Annotated in this window: 17 protein-coding genes and 1 rRNA gene; 7 read left to right on the top strand and 11 right to left on the bottom strand. The window is 39.8% G+C overall.

Annotation, left to right across the window (positions count from 1 at the left end; genetic code table 11):
- Genes J1899_RS05920 through J1899_RS05910 form a run of 3 tightly spaced genes read left to right on the top strand, consistent with a single transcriptional unit; the run spans position 1 to position 2,708 of the window.
- On the top strand, positions 1–456 hold the full coding sequence (locus J1899_RS05920; protein WP_080847954.1) for an RNA helicase: 456 nt from the start codon (positions 1–3) through the stop codon (positions 454–456).
- Complete coding sequence (locus J1899_RS05915; protein WP_214478039.1) at positions 450–1,676, top strand: glutathionylspermidine synthase family protein; 1,227 nt, start codon at positions 450–452, stop codon at positions 1,674–1,676. The genes J1899_RS05920 and J1899_RS05915 overlap by 7 nt, the downstream gene beginning before the upstream one ends.
- 3 nt (positions 1,677–1,679) lie before the next feature.
- On the top strand, positions 1,680–2,708 hold the full coding sequence (locus J1899_RS05910) for an ion channel (RefSeq protein WP_214478038.1): 1,029 nt from the start codon (positions 1,680–1,682) through the stop codon (positions 2,706–2,708).
- 303 nt (positions 2,709–3,011) lie between these two features.
- Here the strand turns inward: J1899_RS05910 and J1899_RS05905 are convergent, their stop codons facing one another.
- Together J1899_RS05905 and J1899_RS05900 are read right to left on the bottom strand one after the other, a co-directional pair.
- Positions 3,012–3,380, bottom strand: coding sequence for a hypothetical protein (locus J1899_RS05905; RefSeq protein WP_214478037.1), 369 nt, complete (start codon positions 3,378–3,380; stop codon positions 3,012–3,014).
- Between the two features lie 100 nt (positions 3,381–3,480).
- Positions 3,481–4,143: an HAD family hydrolase gene (locus tag J1899_RS05900; RefSeq protein ID WP_214478036.1), complete on the bottom strand. Its 663-nt coding sequence runs from the start codon at positions 4,141–4,143 to the stop codon at positions 3,481–3,483.
- Positions 4,144–4,702: 559 nt separating this feature from the next.
- Here J1899_RS05900 and J1899_RS05895 point away from each other — a divergent pair.
- Genes J1899_RS05895 through cydC form a run of 4 tightly spaced genes read left to right on the top strand, consistent with a single transcriptional unit; the run spans position 4,703 to position 10,578 of the window.
- On the top strand, positions 4,703–6,040 hold the full coding sequence (locus tag J1899_RS05895; protein ID WP_214478772.1) for a cytochrome ubiquinol oxidase subunit I: 1,338 nt from the start codon (positions 4,703–4,705) through the stop codon (positions 6,038–6,040).
- 15 nt (positions 6,041–6,055) lie between these two features.
- Positions 6,056–7,096: a cytochrome d ubiquinol oxidase subunit II gene (locus J1899_RS05890; protein ID WP_066448548.1), complete on the top strand. Its 1,041-nt coding sequence runs from the start codon at positions 6,056–6,058 to the stop codon at positions 7,094–7,096.
- A gap of 15 nt (positions 7,097–7,111) precedes the next feature.
- Positions 7,112–8,848: a thiol reductant ABC exporter subunit CydD gene (cydD, locus tag J1899_RS05885; RefSeq protein ID WP_214478035.1), complete on the top strand. Its 1,737-nt coding sequence runs from the start codon at positions 7,112–7,114 to the stop codon at positions 8,846–8,848.
- The gene (cydC, locus tag J1899_RS05880) at positions 8,845–10,578 is read left to right on the top strand and encodes a thiol reductant ABC exporter subunit CydC (RefSeq protein WP_214478034.1); all 1,734 of its coding nucleotides are present in this window, start codon (positions 8,845–8,847) and stop codon (positions 10,576–10,578) included. Before cydD ends, cydC begins: the two co-directional genes overlap by 4 nt.
- A gap of 984 nt (positions 10,579–11,562) precedes the next feature.
- Here cydC and J1899_RS05875 read toward each other — a convergent pair.
- The 9 genes from J1899_RS05875 to rrf form a co-directional block, all read right to left on the bottom strand.
- On the bottom strand, positions 11,563–12,597 hold the full coding sequence (locus J1899_RS05875; RefSeq protein ID WP_214478033.1) for a threonine aldolase family protein: 1,035 nt from the start codon (positions 12,595–12,597) through the stop codon (positions 11,563–11,565).
- 21 nt (positions 12,598–12,618) lie between these two features.
- A complete protein-coding gene (locus tag J1899_RS05870; protein ID WP_214478032.1) occupies positions 12,619–13,089 on the bottom strand; it encodes a peptide-methionine (S)-S-oxide reductase in 471 nt (156 codons plus the stop codon).
- 162 nt (positions 13,090–13,251) lie between these two features.
- Complete coding sequence (locus J1899_RS05865) at positions 13,252–13,515, bottom strand: DUF1871 family protein (protein ID WP_214478031.1); 264 nt, start codon at positions 13,513–13,515, stop codon at positions 13,252–13,254.
- Between the two features lie 51 nt (positions 13,516–13,566).
- Positions 13,567–13,872: a hypothetical protein gene (locus tag J1899_RS05860; RefSeq protein WP_214478030.1), complete on the bottom strand. Its 306-nt coding sequence runs from the start codon at positions 13,870–13,872 to the stop codon at positions 13,567–13,569.
- Between the two features lie 320 nt (positions 13,873–14,192).
- Positions 14,193–14,639, bottom strand: a complete 447-nt coding sequence (locus J1899_RS05855; protein WP_214478029.1) for a hypothetical protein — start codon at positions 14,637–14,639, stop codon at positions 14,193–14,195.
- A gap of 52 nt (positions 14,640–14,691) precedes the next feature.
- The gene (locus tag J1899_RS05850; RefSeq protein ID WP_246586597.1) at positions 14,692–15,690 is read right to left on the bottom strand and encodes a DUF3231 family protein; all 999 of its coding nucleotides are present in this window, start codon (positions 15,688–15,690) and stop codon (positions 14,692–14,694) included.
- Positions 15,691–15,981: 291 nt separating this feature from the next.
- Positions 15,982–16,431 (bottom strand): GNAT family N-acetyltransferase, encoded by a 450-nt coding sequence (locus J1899_RS05845; RefSeq protein WP_214478028.1) that lies wholly within the window; start codon positions 16,429–16,431, stop codon positions 15,982–15,984.
- A 311-nt stretch (positions 16,432–16,742) separates the two neighbouring features.
- Entirely contained in the window at positions 16,743–17,567 is an 825-nt protein-coding gene (locus J1899_RS05840; RefSeq protein ID WP_246586596.1) for a tyrosine-type recombinase/integrase, read from the bottom strand.
- Between the two features lie 401 nt (positions 17,568–17,968).
- Positions 17,969–18,085, bottom strand: a 5S ribosomal RNA gene (gene rrf, locus J1899_RS05835).
- Positions 18,086–18,120 lie beyond the last annotated feature (35 nt).

The following is an 18,120-nucleotide window of genomic DNA, read 5'->3' as shown; positions in this document are numbered from 1 at the left end:
TTGGACGCATTAACTTACTATATTGACCGTGGCAACGGACGATATGATCCATTCTATGAATATAAAACTTCCTCTGTTGGAAAAGACGAATTCTACGCCAGACAGCTTTGCACCTATCTGATCCTGCGCGGGTCACAGTATGAATTAATCTCGAATGAAATGGACGGCAAGGAAGAGATTCTTGTTCTGAAAGAAATTGGCCGGAATTTATCTGGGGATGAAGAAAAAAGTTTTCGGGGAGAAGGAATACATATCGAGTTCCGAAGCCCAAATGAGCGGGAAAATTATCGCCTTCTTTCGCGTATTCCCTGTGATACTCACTTTGACGTTCTGCGCTATCTGCTGAAAGACATTGTCGACATTCCGCAGCTCGGAAAAAGAAAAGTGACTTCAACAGAGATCGATGAGGACAGAGGCGTCTATGTTCTGTATGTCGAGGAATTTGAAGCATGGTGAATACAACTGACTACCGGACAAAACGGAAACAATTTTACGAAAAAATCGAAGGCTTCTGGCACGATCTTTATGGGGAGGAATATGCCCTTTATGATATCAAGCCGCTGGAACAGGCTGAAGCAGATCGCATACGTCTGATCAGCGAACGAATCGGAGCTGTTTTCTTTAAAACCGCCTCCCTTCTTCGCAGAGTTCCAAATGAAACATTGCTTGAAATGGGGTTTCCAGCTGAAACCCTTTCCTATATTCGTTTGAAAACGATGAATTCTGAGAGCGTGATCGCCAGGCTAGATCTGATACCCTCCGGCGACAGCTACAAATGCATTGAGATTAATGCAGATACGCCTACCTTCATTAAAGAGCTCTTTTCAGTTAACGGTGAAATCTGCAGGGAGTTTGGGATGATCGATCCAAATGAAGGCATGGAAGCAAAGTTAAGATCCGCCGTACTTGAAAGCATTAAACAAAGCTCGCAAAAGGAAAAACCTCATATCGTTTTCACGGCACATGAAGACAATATAGAGGATCGGGAAACGGTTCTATATCTGCAAAAAGGAAATGATTCCAAGTTCACCCCTCTCCATAAACTTCACATTGAAAAAGGTGTGGGGCTATTTGATGAGCAAGGGAAAAAAATTGATATCCTTTATCGACAAACGTTTCCGATTGAAAACCTGATTAAAGATGAGGATGACAAAGGAAATCTGATCGGACTTTGGTTACTAGAACTGATTGAGGATGGAAAGCTTACTGTTATTAATCCTCCTTCAGCTTTTCTGCTGCAAAATAAAGCGGTTCAGGCCATTATTTGGGGCTTACATGAAGAAGATCATCCTTTTTTTACAGAGGAAGAGCATAGCTGGATTGGACAGTACTTTCTTCCAACCTATCTGGAAGCAGATTATTTTATCCAAAATGGAATTCCTTTTGTGAAAAAGCCGATCTTTGGGCGTGAAGGCGATACGGTTGAGATCTTTAATCGTAGCGGAAATCTTGTTTTAGCCGATGCACAAAGCTCTTATACTGAATATCTTCCCGTCTATCAGCAATATATCGAGCATCCGGCCATGGATTTTCAAAGTGAAAAAGGCAAACAAAATGGCAAACTGCTTCTCGGCAGCTTTCTGCTGAATGGGAAGCCAGGTGCTATCGGTTATCGGATTGGCGAAACCATTACCAATAACCTTTCTTATTATCTTCCTGCGGGAATCAGGAGGTAGAGCATGTATATCTTACATAAAATCTTTTCGAAGCTAACAAAAATTAGATTGATTGATGCGGCTCTGCTGGCTGCTGCGATGATTTTCATCAGCAGCGTCACGATGAAGCTGGTGGAGCCCGAGACTTTTCCCCGCTACATTGATGCTCTATGGTGGACGATGACAACGCTCGTCACTGTCGGATATGGCGATTATTATCCAACAAGTGATCTCGGCAGGGTTTTCACTATGCTTCTTGTTTATACGTTTGGCATCGGCGGAATGGGGATTATTATTGGAAAACTATTTGAAGGCTTCAGTACTTACCGCAAATGGAAGGAGGAAGGAAAATTGCAGTATTCCGGTAAAGACCATTATATTTTAATCGGCGGCACGAAAGAAAAGTTAGCTAATGTCATTGAGGAAATCACCAGCAGCGGTCCGAAAAAGGAAATCGTCATTATTGACCATCTGGAACGCGCACCAATCGAAAGCGATCATGTCCATTTTATCAGCGGCAATCCTGCCGAAGAAGAAGTTTTACTGAAAGCCAATATCCTAGAAGCGAAATCGGTTGCTATTTTCTCTGATGACCGAAACGATCAGGCAGAATACGCCGATGGCAAAACCCTGCTCACCGCCTCTCGCGTCGAACATATCTCCAAAAAGTACGACCGCAATATCTATACCATCGTCGAAGTCAAAAAAGATAAACATATCGCCCTGTTCGAACATGCCAATGTCGATGAATTTATTCTTTCCAATGATTCCGTTTCTCGCCTCATGGCTCAAGCCTCCCTCCACCATGGTTCAAGCAAATTATTCAATCAAATGCTCAGTAATAAAGACGGAGAAAACCTTTATGCTATTAGCGCAAAACCACAATGGAAAACCTACCGTGATGCCGCTATGGATCTTTTTGACATGGGGGCGGTACTGCTTTCGGATGGAAACTCTCTAGATATCGCGCGGAGGCATCAGGAATCTATTCCTAGTGATGCACAGTTGTTTATTTTGTGTAATGAGGAGACTTACCTGAGAGTTGTGGGGTAGGGCTTGGGGGCCAGGGTCCTGCGGTAGGTTAAAATAAGCGGAGTTTTTCCGGTTAAATTCAGAATTAAGCTTTTTTTGGAGTAAATAAGCGGAATTTTTCCGGTTAAACACCGTAAAACCAGTCATTTTCCCGGATTTTGAGGGAATAGTCGGAAATTCTCCGTCTATTTTAGCTAATTTCATTGGAATTTCACGAATAAGAGTAAATTCTCCGCTTATTTTGGGTTGGGGGGACAGGTTCCTTGACCCAAATAGCCACGCTTCCTTCTGTTACGAAATTAACTCATATGTAAAAAATGCAGCTCACTGCTGCTCTTTATTTTTGGAATCTCTCGCTATCCATATAGCAAAGAATTGAGGAATCAAATTCAACAAACTATTCAAGATCAATAAGTCATTTGGAGCAAGCGGCTTAAAATAACCCTCCCACCGGTCGTTTCCTGCCATATCACTTATATAAATATATGAAATAATAGCTGACAAGATATTCCCTAATACAAGAAAGAACAAATTATTAGATCGTTTGCTGAAGAAAGCAAGAAGTGAGGTCACTATAATCATAAATAAATAACCGAGCATTGATCTATTATCAAAATCCTGATACATAGAAAAATAGACATATGGATAACAAAATAGAATGAGTATGAGGATACCACTTTGAAATTTCCTCATTTTATACTCCCTTTTCTGATATTAGTGTAATTTTACACTAATTATAACATATAGGGATTTTTTGATAACAGTTATTTTCCTACAATTTTTATAATCCTGCTTAATTTAGATTTTCAATAATTAAAGATACTTCTCCCAAATCATCAATCATATAGTCTGCTGCAGCATGGTTCCATTGAGAATCTCTTTTCCAGATTGCCTTCATTCCTATATTTCGGGCAGCTTTTATGTCATTGTCCGGATGGTCGCCCACAAATATACTTTCGTTAGGTGTTACATTAAGTTGCTGCAATGCCCGCTTAAATAGTTGAGGATCTGGTTTCTTTATCCCTTCCCATTCAGAAATCAGGATCGTTTGAAAATAATCTCTAATGCCCAAAGCTTTAATGTTATCCATCTGGAATTGTCCTTTACCATTGGTAATCATGCCTAAAGCAAGGTTTTTAGTCTTTAATTCTTCTAACATACGAATAAGATTTGGGAAAGCAATGCAATGATTTTTAAAAGAACTTAGGTAATCTTGAAGCAGTTCCCCCCAGGTAATATCAGTAATCTTAAATTCACTGACTAGCTGCTGATATACTTTATCTTTCCAAACATATCCACGGTGGTCTAATTCAATAAACCTTCTTATACACCTTTCTTTTGGTATATGACCCAGCCATTTATTCAGTCTGTCATATTGATTTTGTATAAACATTTTTACTGATTCATCTCTATTTAATAAGGTCCCGTCCAAATCGAATAAAACAGCTTTTATCATTTCTAGATCCACTCCTTTATGCAGGCTCCTAAATCTTCTCTATTCCTTTTTCATAATCCTTCTGTACCTATAAGGAGACATCCTTCTCTCTGAAAATAGTGCTTTTAAAATAAGCGGAGTTTTTACCGTTAAATGCAAAAATAAGCTAATTTCGCTTAATATAAGCGGAATTTTTCCGGTTAAACACCGTAAAACCCTTCATAATCACGGATTTTGAGGGAATAGCCGGAAATTCTCCGTCTATTTTGGCTATTTTCAGTGGAATTTCATGAATAAGAGTAATTTCTCCGCTTATTTTGGGTCGGGGGGGACAGGCTCCTTGACCCACTGGTCTTATTTTAGGCCCTGGAGACAGGTTCCTTACCTCAGTGCATGACCCACCCGTTTTATAATAATCTCTAGAGAACCTGCTCCGCCCCTCAATAACCAACTCCCCTCCTACAAAATCACATTGCCGATCAAATCTCCCTTTCCTAAAACCCAGGCAAAAAACCAATGCATAAAATATCCATCCTGAACAAGAATAACCATATGAATGAAGTTTGAAAGGATGAGAATGATGGATAATGTGTTGCTTGCGAGAATGCTGTTTGGGTCATCCCTTATCTTTCATATTATTTTTGCGACATTGGGAGTTGGGCTTACGCTGATGATTCTCATCGCTGAGATATTGAGGGTTGTTAGAAAAGATAATGATTATGGAATTCTTGCAAAGCGGTGGACTAAAGCTGTTGCAATTTTACTTGGGGTAGCCATTCCATCTGGCACCATTGTAGCTGTCATGCTTGCTTTGTTGTGGCCGGGTTTAATTGAAGTAGTCGGACAAGTTATTGCCCTGCCTTTTACGTTAGAAATTTTTGCGTTCTTTTTTGAGGCTTTATTTCTTTCTATTTACGTGTATGCGGCCAGCCGCTTAAGTTCGACAATGCGCATCATCAGTGTCTTTTTCGTCGCACTTGGAGCTACGGCTTCTGCTGTTTTAATCACCAACGTCCAGTCATGGATGAATACGCCAACTGGATTCAGTATCGTGAACGGAGATATTACCGATGTACGTCCATGGGAAGCGGTCTTAAATCCAGCCTTTGGTTATACAGCTATACACGTTGCAAGCAGTGCTTACACAGCGACTGCATTTGTCGTTGCTTCCTATGCCGCTTATCAATTATTAAAACCGAACCTGAAGCAAAGTGAAAAAACGTATCATCGCAAAGGGTTAATGATGGCGCTTATTTTTGGAGCGATTACATCTTTATGGACAGCAACGAATGGGCATCATTCGGCTGTAGGGCTGCATCATAACGTACCTGTTAAGCTGGCAGCGGCTGAAGGTTTATTTGAAACTCAGTCAAATGCTCCACTCTCCATTTTTGGGACACCTGACCCGGAAGCAAATCGGGTTGTAGGCGGAATTGAAGTCCCAGGCATGCTCAGCTATCTGGCCACCGGTTCTACGGATGGAGTGGTAGTTGGACTAAATGAATATCCACGGGACGAGTGGCCGCCTCTCTTTGTTCATACCTTATTTAACATCATGGTCGGCATTGGGTCTGCATTAATTGCGCTGTCATTTGGCGCATTAGCTTATCGGATTTTTTTCAAAAAACGAGAATATCCGAATTGGGTGCTCATTCCTTTAGTTGCAAGCGGACCTTTAGCCATGCTCGGCATTGAAACGGGCTGGATTTTTGCCTGTATTGGAAGACAGCCTTGGACCATTTATGGCATTCAGCGGACGGCAGAAGCTGCAACGAAATCAGCAAACCTAGGAACCTTCTTTGTCATTTTTATTTCGCTCTATGGTTTTCTATTAGTCGTGACAGCACTGGTGATGCGTTATTATTTCCGCCGCAATCCGCTTATAAAAGAATTTGAAAATCAAACCACAACGGTTTAGAAGGGGGAAAATACAATGGAAGCCAATGTTGCCATCGTAGTGATCTGGCTGTTTTTGTTCCTATATGCATTAGGCGGAGCGATTGATTTTGGCGCCGGCTTTTGGTCGATGTTTTATTTTGGACGGAAAGATACGACCGCAGCCAGCATAGCGAACTTGTACTTAAATCCTTCCTGGAAAGTAACAAATGTTTTCTTAGTGTTATTTGTTGTTGCTTTAGTCGGTTTTTTTCCTCATGCAGCCTTTGCTTTAGGATCGTTTATGATTGTTCCAGTCAGCTTCGTCCTTATTTTGCTGATCATCAGAAGTGCCTTTATGGTGTATTCCTATTCGGTGCAAAAGTATACAAAGCTATTTACTTACATTTCCGGCATTACCGGTCTGCTCATTCCTGCCTTAATGCTAAGCATCCTTCCGATTATTATTGGCGGGTTTGTGGAGATTGTTGGTGGCAATCATTATATTCTTTATGACAGACTGCTTTCCAGTCCCACCCTTTATGCACATATCGGCTTTGGATTAGCGGCGGAATTGTTTCTGTCCTCCCTCTTCCTGAGCGATTATGCCAGAGAAGCAAAAGCAATGGAAACGTATGAGGTGTATCGAAAAAATGCGATTATCCTCGGTCCGATCATGCTTAGTATGGCTGTTGCTGCAACAATGACACTAATGCCGGAAGCGATGTGGATGGTTGAAAATATGGCAAGGCAATGGCATCTATTCGCCTTAAGCCTCGTTGTTTTTTCTATTGGATATAGTGCTCTTTGGTGGCCATCTAAAAAAGGACGGGTCGGGCAGCCGCGGGTTGCAGTTCTATTTATGGTGGCGCAGATTGGCTTAGCAAGCTTTGCTTACGGCTGGGCTCATATGCCCTATATTGTCTATCCCGATCTGACGATTTATGAAGCAGTGACAAATAAGCAAATGTACCTTTCCCTTCTATGGGGATATGCAATCGGCATGGCGATTCTTGTGCCATTATTCTATTGGTTCTGGCGTCTCTTTCTTAAAGATAAACGGTATCTTACAGATAAAAAAGTGGATGATGTACGGTAGCTAGGAGGACAAAAGGTGAAACAGCTAAAAGATCTTGCCAAACAACAAAAAAGGAGTACGTATTCTCTTTCGTTTACTGCATTTGTAATAGGGTGTATGACAGTTATTCAGGCTTTATTGATTGTATCGATCGTCACCAGCATTTTTTTAGAAGAGAAGCCTTTTTCAGCTGTTATTTTACATTTAGCAGCTCTTTTAGCTGTGTTTTCAGTAAGGGGATTATGCTCATATATTCACGGAAAAATCGGGATAAGAATGGCCTCAAAAGTAAAAAAACAGTTTCGCCAATCATTGATCACACAGTATTCCAATAACCCTGTCCAGGCATCTATCAAAGGGCAATCAGGGCAAAAAGTAACGCTGGTGACGGATGTTGTGGACGAAATTGACCCTTACTTCAGCAAATATTATCCACAGCGGATTTTATCTTCCATTGTATCAATCATTCTATTAGCAGCGGTATTTTGGCAAAACTGGGTTTCAGCCGTCATTATGATTGTAACCGCTCCTCTCATCCCAGTCTTTATGATTATCATTGGAAAAAAAACAGAAAAAAAAGCTCTTCAGCATGTAGAAAAACTAACTGTCCTTGCAGGAAAATTCCTCGATAGCCTGCAGGGATTAGTCACATTAAAGCTTTTTGGAAAAGTGAATGAAGAAGCAGCCCTTATTAAAAAAAGCAGCATTGATTATCGGACAGCAACAATGGATGTCCTTAAATTTGCCTTCCTCTCTTCACTTGTGCTCGAACTCATTTCGATGCTAGGGACTGCTTTAATTGCTTTGGAGGTTGGCCTTCGACTCGTCATTTATCAAAATATCTCTTTCTTCCCAGCCTTCTTTGTCTTAGCGATTGCGCCTGAATTTTATAAAACACTGAAGGATGTTGGCAGTGCCTTTCATGCAGGAAAAGGCAGTATGGCTGCTGCGGAAAAAATAATAGATGAGCTGGAGGAATCTAGCGAGATCATCCAATGGGGACGCGAACCGTTGTCTCACAGTGCTGGCCCTCCAAGCATCGTGCTGAACAATCTATCTTTTACATATGGAGAAGATCATTTTTCATTACATGGCATTTACGCAGAATTCAGACCCTATAGCCAAATTGCGATCGTTGGACCAAGCGGGGCTGGTAAAACTAGCTTACTTCACTTACTAGCTGGGATATTCAGGCCTGCAACAGGAGAAGTATTAATCAATGATGAGCCGCTATTTACTTATGATGAACGTGAATGGTTTGACAAGCTCATTTATATCTCACAGGATCCTTATATTTTTTCAGGCACAATTAAAGATAATATCCTTATTGCGTGTCCTGGGAAAAAGATTTCTGAAAACGAGCTTGGCACTGTATTGGAAAAAGCAGGACTCACTGAGCTTATACAGCAATTAGAAAATGGCATACATACGTCTATTGGAGAAGCTGGCAGAGGTTTATCCGGTGGGGAAAAACAGCGGATTGCTCTTGCACGTGCCTTTTTAAAAAGACCTTCCATTATCCTGTTTGACGAACCAACTGTCGGACTGGATCTTTATACAGAAAGCATTCTGCAAAAGTCGATTGCAGAGCTGGCCCAAACCGCAACCATCATTACCGTCGCACACCGATTACATACCATTAAACAAGCAGACTGTATTTTGTATCTCGAAAAAGGAACGTTAGTTGGAAAAGGCACTCATAAAGAGCTATTGGAGCAGACAAAGGATTATTTGACGATGGTAGAAGAAAACCAAGGAGGCGCTGCCGGATGACGGAATTGAGATTCGTAATCAAGTTAATGTTCATCGAACGAAAAGATATGTACATTTCGATCTTCTTTGGCATACTGGCTGGATTATCCACGGTTGCTGTGTTTGCAGACAGCGGCTATCTCGTTTCAAAGGCAGCACTGCTTCCGCCGCTTTATATCCTTACCATTTTTGTTGCTCTGTTAAAATTATTCACCGTCATTCGCGCCTTTGCCCGTTATGCGGAACGCTATTACTCACACAGAGCTACTTTTACGATTCTTAGTAATGTAAGAACCTACTTTTTTAACAAACTAGAGCCACTTGCGCCATCCCTTTTTCAGCGCTTTCGCAGCGGTGACTTGTTGGCGAGGGTTGTGGGCGATGTAGAAAGCCTGCAGAATTTTTTCCTTCGTGTGTATTATCCGCCGATCGTGATGCTTGTTGTTTTCCTGACAACGGTTCTTTTCACTGCTATGTTTTCCCTTCCGGTTGCAATAATTCTTTTATTAGGGCTGGTGATAACCGGCTTTTGTATTCCCTTTATATTTGCCATCAAACAGCGTGGCATCCAGGCAAAAATCCGGCAGCTTCGCACTGAGCTATCTACTGATACAACCGAATTTTTATATGGCTTTTTAGATTTAAAGCTTTATCAGAAGCTATCTTCTAAAGAAAAGAAGCTGAGTCAAACATCAGACGTTTATATTGGAAAGCAGGAAGATAAGGGAAAGCAAGAACAATTAAACTCTGCGGTTAATCACTGGTTTTCTCTGCTTACTTCATGGTCTGTGATTGCTTTAGGGGCTTACCTGGTATCTGCCGGTGAGCTTGATGGCGTGTTTTTAGCGATGCTTGTTCTCATTTCCTTGACAGTATTTGAGACGGCAGCTCCAATGACCGAGGTACCGGGTTATTTTGAAGATACAAGACATGCTGCAGAACTGCTGTCTTCAATCATCAATGAAGCAGAGAAACAACAAGAGCTGAAAAGCAATGGCAGATTGGCAGAGCTAGATGGTCCCCCGGAAATCGAATGTAAAAACGTGCATTTTTATTTTCCAGGTGAAGCGCGCCCTACACTAACAGATGTTTCTTTGCGATTACCGAGCGGGTCCAAAACGGCGATTGTTGGACCAAGCGGTTCAGGTAAATCGACATTGCTACATCTCTTATTAAAACTCTATCCGCCATCCAGCGGAACCATTCGTATACAGGGGCAGGATCTAGCCCATCTGGATGAAGATCAGCTCTGGAAGAACATCTCCCCTGTTCTTCAGGGCAATCACTTCTTTTATGGAAGTGTTCGAGAAAACCTAAGGCTTGCGGGTGACAATATTTCCGATGATAAAATGAATGAAGTTCTTTCATATGTAAAACTAGACCATTTATCCGTGGATTCTGTGGTTTTGGAGAAAGGCGCAAATCTCTCCGGTGGCGAAAAACAGAGACTTGCCATCGCCAGAGCGATGCTGAAAAAGGGAAGTCTTCTGCTGCTGGATGAACCAACCTCGTCTGTTGATCCCATTACACAACAGCGAGTGATGAACAGACTATTTACTGGAGCAAAAGACAACACCATTGTGCTCATCAGCCACAACCTAACCGGCTTAGAACACATGGACCAAATTATCGTGATGGACCAGGGCAGAATTATTGAAAGCGGGACATTCCAAGAATTGATGGAGATGAGAGGAGGGTATTTTTATCGGATGAAGATGATTGAGAATGGGATTTGGGGACAGGTTCAGTGACCCACTGGGTTTTTTTGGGGGTGGGTTTTTGGGTGGGTTTTTAGGGACAGGTTCCTCGACCCACTCTTGGCGCTCTTTCCTAGGGTAAATTAAGCGGAGATTTTCCGCTTATTTTCATTTTAGCGCTATTTTTGGTCTAAATAAGCGGAGAAATTCCGGTTATCTCCCACAAAACCGCCCTTTTTCACCTTTTTTGAGCCAATAGTCGGAATTTCTCCCTCTATTTTGGTCATTTTTAGCGTTATTTTAGAAATAAGGGAAGTTTCTCCGCTTATTATAAACATGTGCGCTTTATCCACATGGGTTTTAGGGACAGGTTCCTCGACCCAATCTCTTTAAGGCTCAACCCAGTCTCAAATAAGCGGAGCTTTTCCGCTTATATTCATTTTAGCGCTATTTTTGGTCTAAATAAGCGGAGAAATTCCGGTTATCTCCCACAAAACCGTCCTTTTTTACCTTTTTTGAGCCAATAGTCGGAATTTCTCCCTCTATTTTGGTCATTTTTAGCGTGATTTTAGAAATAAGGGAAGTTTCTCCGCTTATTATAAACATGTGCGCTTTATTCACATGGGTTTTTAGGGACAGGTTCCTCGACCCAAGCTCTTTAACGTTCAACCCGGATTCAAATAAGCGGAGATTTTCCGCTTATTTTCATTTTAGCGCTATTTTTGGTCTAAATAAGCGGAGAAATTCCGGTTATCTCCTACAAAACCGCCCTTTTTCACCTTTTTTGAGCCAATAGTCGGAATTTCTCCCTCTATTTTGGTCATTTTTAGCGTTATTTTAGAAATAAGGGAGATTTCTCCGCTTATGAACAAGCTCATTCTCAAATTGGGAGAAAATGGCAGATTCCTCGCCCCACTGGGTTTCTGCAGCCCGGTCCCCACCCAACTGCTGAGAACTGCCTCCCCGACCGCAAAAAAACTCCACCTTGAAGAAAAATCGCTCAAAATGGAGTATCCTTCCTTTACCTACACACCAATATTACAAACTCCTAATATCCTCAATCAGCATTTCAACATTTTCCTTTTTCGTAGCCCAGCTGGTGCAGAATCTCACAACACTGTTCTCATCATCCACTTTTCCCCAATAGGAAAACGAATATTTTTCATCTAATTTCGATAACACTTCATTCGGTAAAATCGGAAACTGCTGATTGGTTTTGGAATCATAACGCAAAGAGTATCCTTTCTCAACAAACGCTTCCCGAATCATCAGCGCCATTTCAACAGCATGTTGAGATATTTCATAATATAAGCCATCTTCAAACAGTGTTTCAAACTGTATGCCTAATAATCTCCCTTTAGCCAGCATTCCGCCTTTTTGCTTGATCATATACCGAAAATCTTTTTTAAGAGTATCATTCATGATCACTACTGCTTCCCCAAACATTGCTCCTAATTTGGTTCCGCCGATATAGAATACATCACAAAGTTTAGCCAGATCCGCTAAGGATAAATCACTGCCTTCTGAAACGAGACCATATCCTAACCGAGCACCATCTATAAACAGCGGTAAATCACATTCCCGGCAAACTTTGCTTAATTCCTCCAATTCAGATTTACTGTAGGTCGTCCCATTTTCAGTAGGGTGCGATATGTATACCAATCCTGGCTGAACCATATGTTCATGTGCGGCATCATTCCAATGAGCATCGTATAATTCTTTTACCTGCTCTGCTTTAATTTTCCCATCATCACTAGGCAGAGTAAGCACTTTATGACCGGTGGCTTCAATTGCACCTGTTTCATGATCAGCAATATGTCCTGTAATGGCAGCCACTGCTCCCTGATGCGGGCGCAAGATAGAAGAAATAACCGTTGTATTTGTCTGTGTGCCTCCAACTAAAAAATGCACATCTGCATTCTCTCTGTCACACGCTTTTCTAATATACTCTCTGGCTTTTGCACAATGTTCGTCCATGCCATAACCAGGTGACTGTTCTTCATTTGTATCGATGAGCCGCTGCAGGATCCGCGGATGTGCACCTTCTGCATAATCATTTTCAAATCGTATCATGTATAGTCCCTCCAACTTTACTTACTTATATTTGTTTAATAATTCTTCTGGAATATGACAATAATCATCCGGACATCGAGCTAACCGATCTTGATGTTCCTCTGCACTTCTCACATAGTTTGTAAGAGGCAGTACCTCCACCACAATACGGTCATAATCACTTCTCTTACTAAGAAAAGTTTTCGCCTCGATTAAATGTTCAGGATTTTCACTATATACCCCTGTTCTGTATTTCTTCCCAACATCCTGGCCTTGTTTATTCAAACTGTATGGATCAATAATTTCGAAAAAATAGCCCATTAATTCTGTGATCAATACAACCTGTGGATCAAATTCTGCTTTTACACATTCCGCGTAGCCATCATAATCACCATGTAGTGTTTGACTTGTTCCATTCGCTCGTCCTGCTTCTGTATACCTTACTCCAGGTAAGGTTTTAATAAAAGCTTGCACACCCCATAAACATCCGCCTGCAAAATAGACTGTTTCCATAGTAATTCTCCTTGGTAAAAAAGATTATATACTTTTAATAGATATTATAAGCTAGAAAGACACTGCAAATAAAAACATTTGAATCCGTTATTTCCAATGAATCTAGTAATCTTCCCATTCCGCAAAAAAACAGCCGCCTAACTTGGCAGCTTAGTAAAAAAGCTATTCTGTTAAAATCCTTATTTTCCTGGCAATTGGCAAACATTCTTCTACAGTATAATGACAACCCAGAGCTTTATTAAAAATCTCAGCAAGCCCTTCTGAAAGAGCTTCTTCCGTATCAGCCTTATTAAGCAAAGTGACAATTTGGGCCACTTCAAATTCATATTCATCGTCGGGAGCATCAGGTAAAACACCAATCGGGTCCCATTCATTTATTGTTTTTTTAACGAGCTTAAATAATGTATTGTACTTTTCTTTAGACAATAACAGTCACCTTTCTGCTCCAAAGTTTAATAGAATAATACCTTTTGGCCTTCACTCTGGCATATTAAAGCGCGGAAAATAATTGCGCACCAAAAATCCGCCAAATAGGATAAATAGGATCGGGGTTATAAGTCCGCCAACTGTAAAAGCGGTAATGCCAAAAATGATACAAATGATCCCAAACCAAGCAGCCAGTGAATGGATCGTATAAGAAATGATGGAGCCAATAAACGTGAGGGTCCGCCCTAAAAATTGCTCCCCTTTAGGCTCTCTTAGCATATGGCGAATACTTAAAATAAAGCTCCACACCAATAAAACCGGGATCCCCCATATTAAAAACATTGCGAATAAATCCATTTTCCACTCTCCTAATCTTCAACACTTATTAAACTTCAAGATGGTTACAAAATACTCCATATAATGGAATTATTATATATAAAAATGGATTTTATTTCACTCATTATAGCTTTGCGTACAGAAAACAGCCGCTTCATTGACTGATGTATCATCAATATAAAGCAGCTGATATAAATTAAGGCTATTCAATTAAGTTTAATCCTTAATGGTAAAAATATGAGTGCTTCTTCACCCATTTTTTCATCCAATCTTGGCATTCGAATTAGACACGTTAAACCATACGAATGCCCTTGATTTATGTACCAGTATTTCAGTGCTTCCTACACATTCCTGAATATCTTTCTCAGCAGAAGACCTACCACCACTCCTGGAATTGCACACAACATCGGAAACCAAACGGTTCCCAGACATACACCAAATATCCTTACCCTCTCTGCATACATAAGCCCAATCGTAACAAAAAATGCAGGAACGACAAAAGGCAAGTAGGAATATTGTTCCTTTGCTCCACCTGCATCTTTATAAGCATCCCACATGGAAAAGAAGTAGATACAAGGATAAAACATCAGCCATTGGTAATCGGTATATTCAATTGCTTTATTGATTTCTCCATTAAAACTAAAGAAAATAATCTGATTAAAACTTGATTGAACATTGATGATAAATTCCAATAGAATAAAAAGAAAACCTTTCAGATACTTACCGTTAAGCAATTGACCAAAACCTGGAAAAGCAATGCTCCATAACAATTTTTCTTTTGGATTCACATCTGTCTAACCTCTTTTAAGGATATTATAATAATTAGCGGTCTATGTCGCTTTATTTCATTAACTGATCTCTGTCCGCTGCATGAGGGGGTCTTTCCAGCCACGCATGCTTAATTTGAAGATTTAACCCATCTTCCGCATAAAGTCCAATTTCCCCTTGAAATCGAACATAATCAGCAGCAATGTCACGCCTTGGGCTTGCTGAAAGCGCGGTACCATAGTTACCCATGCCAGCAGCTGTCATCATAGAAATCATAAACAGCATTAATTTATCAGAAAAAGGGGACTCCGTTGAATCGTAAACTTCTGCATCCCAGGTTACAGGTGCTGGCAGATCATTTTCATGTAAGTAATTAATGATAACTTGGATTTGACTCTTGGAAATTTCTTTGCCTCTTTTGAAATAGTTCCGAACATCACTATTCTTTGCCACTTGTCCGAAAGCAGTTATAGTTGCAGTTCCCATATGGTTCGTTTGAATATTAGAATAAAGATGGGTGATTTCTAAGGCTGTTAATGGTCTTTGTTTTCCCCACCAACCAGCTAAGAAATGCTGTTTTTCAACCATATCCACTTCTTGCAGATAAGGTATATATGGAGACCTAACCTCAAGTCCCTTGGAAAGCAGCAAGTCAGTTGTTTCATTAAATAACTCCATTGTTGAAGAAATACAAGACATAAAATGCTCTCGAATATCATTGCGAAAGACGTGCGGCAAAGCGGCCCCGTATGTAACTAAAGCTCCTTTCGTCATCTGTTTCGTAAAGATTAAAAAGAACTCATCCGAAAAAAGCCTTGCAGCATCCACATGAACATCGTTTTCCGTAAAACCAAGAGGAATAGCATGTCCTTCTTCTTTAAAGATTTTTGTAACTACTTGTACATGCTGCTGGGCCAAATCTAAAGCATGTTCTATGATTTGTTTGATTTCATCATCTTCAACTTTTGCTAAATAATACTTGTAAACACAAATAAACATAGAATCCGCTATATAATTTGCCCATAAACCACCGAGTTCAGTTGAAGTTAAACGAATATGATGAGTTTCCACAGTAATACCTCCAGTTTTATAACTATGGATAGTATCCCCTTTTATAAAATACTTATAGATAATTAATTATTTTTTACAATAAAAGTAAGAATTCACTTTAGAAATTTGGTTTTTCTTCGCTTTAGCTTTTTTTATGCAGAATGGCTGGATTGACGGGTTTTTTTGGGGTGACCGGGAGAGTTAACTATGCATCACAGCTGAGACAATTTTTATCCCCTACTTAAACAAAACAAGCTGTCAGATTTGACAGCTTGTTCTTAAAATATACAACTAAACCATATTTAAATAAGGCTACTTACCAGTCAAATCTAGTTCATAATGAAAAATTTGTGATTGCTTTTTGTATCCATTCTTTTCATATAATCTTTGAGCAGTTATATTATCTGACGCAGTTTCCAGACTAATGCTTTTCGCGCCTGTTTCAACAGCAAAGTCTTTTGCTTTTTGCAAAAGCATTTCTCCAATCCCTTGTTTTCTGGCAGCTTCATCTACATATAAGTCATTTAAGATCCATGCTCTCTTCATGCTTACAGATGAAAACGTGGGATAAAGTTGGGTAAATCCTGCATACCCTCGATCATTTTTTACTACAAAAATAACAGAATCCATGTTATCTAAGCGTTCTTTTATGTAAGTCAAAGCACCTTCTAGATCTGAGGTCTGCTGATAAAACAAACGATATTTATTAAATAAAACGGATACTCCCTCTAAATCTTCAATCGTAGCTTGATAGATTTTCATTTGCTTCTCTCCTCATCAAATATTAAGATAGATCTCTATCTTGTGGCAGCAACTTCTCTCTCATTGTTAAGGCTGTGAATACATCAGCAAATCGACAATGTGCATCACCCAATCAATATTTCTGACCAGCTTCATTTAGATTTTAAAGCTGCTCAAAGGTCGCTAATGAGTCAGAATAGTGTGTTAAAAAAGCTTACATCTTTCCTTAAATAACCTATCGACTGGAAAAAAGACCTTAAGTAATTGTTTTTGGGGCACAATTTGTAGATGGTTAATATATATAAAACAAATTGTGCCGAAGTGTATCATTTTTAAGAAAAAGCTCTATTTATTGCATCTTCCAAATTTGCTTCTAATACACTAGCATAACGTTTTGTAACATTTATATCCTTATGCCCTGCTAATTTAGCCACCGTGTGAATATCAATCCCCTTATTTATCAGCTTCTGACAAAATGTATGTCTTAGTTTATGAGGATTCACATTATATTTCTGCAGCATATATTGTACTGCTCTTGTAGATAATCTCTTATTTACACTCGAAACAAATAATGCTTCTCGATTCGGATTATTTATAGAATCTATATAGTTTATTAAATGTTTATTTACTTCTGATGAAAGAGGAATCCCCCTTTCAATTTGTCCATTCTCATTTTTTACAAAGAGCTTATTTTCAGTTAAATCAATATCGTTAAGATCTAGTGCACATAATTCTGAAATACGTATGCCTGTATATAATAGAGTATACACAATTGCTGTATTTCGGAGGTTACCATCTAATTCAACTTCAGATAATATCTTCTTCTCTTCCTTATCCTCAAGTGAATCAGGTATTTCGCTTTCCTTTAATTTTTCTTTACGATGAATATTTAACATAATTTCAGATTTTCCTAAAAATCGTGCAAAAACACTTATGGCTGCAAAATACTTTTCAATAGTGCCTGCACCCTTTTTTTGTTCTTCCAAATAATCCATAAATAATTGAACATCATTCTTTGAAATGTGATTAAGTTCTATGTTCCTTGCTGTTAACCATGCTTGGAATTTTTCGAGAACACCAACATACGTTTTTACTGTACCTGGTGTTCTACCTTCTTCAATTTGCTTTTGAGAGAAAAGATTAATTATATTCGTCAAATAAATCCCCCCTAAGTTGTGAGAAAAATGCGACTCTAATTATCCTTATAATACTACATCACTTCGCACAATTCAACTTCTGTGAAGTTAAATACTTTTGATTGAATGAACGGAAAAAAGAGTTAGCTAAAGTGCTAACTCTTTTCTATGTATTCGCCTAGTGGCGTCCTACTCTCAAGGGGGACAGTCCCTATCTAATTCCCTCACAGTTTGGTAAAAAGATAAGTTGAGCAAACTTACATTTTTAAGACTATACCTTGCGGCATTTTAGGTCCTTCCTCCAATGCCAACTACATGCACTGGCTCTCCAATGTTTCTCGAAGTTAAACAGTCGTCTTCAATTTAGAATTTAAACTACAAAAAAAGCACATCTATACAGATGTACTTTTCTTTTTCATGTTGCCCGGCAGCGTCCTACTCTCACAAGGGGACAGCCCCTAACTACCATTGGCGCTGAGAAGCTTAACTTCCGTGTTCGGGATGGGGACGGGTGTGACCTTCTCGCTATCGCCACCAGACTATTGTTCGGAAATCGATCAGCTGCACATCTCTT

Source organism: Cytobacillus gottheilii (genome assembly GCF_018582665.1).
Classification (GTDB): Bacteria; Bacillota; Bacilli; order Bacillales; family Cytobacillaceae; genus Cytobacillus; species Cytobacillus gottheilii.
The sequence above is the reverse complement of the archived record's forward strand: the minus strand, read 5'-3'. Positions and strand labels throughout refer to the sequence as shown.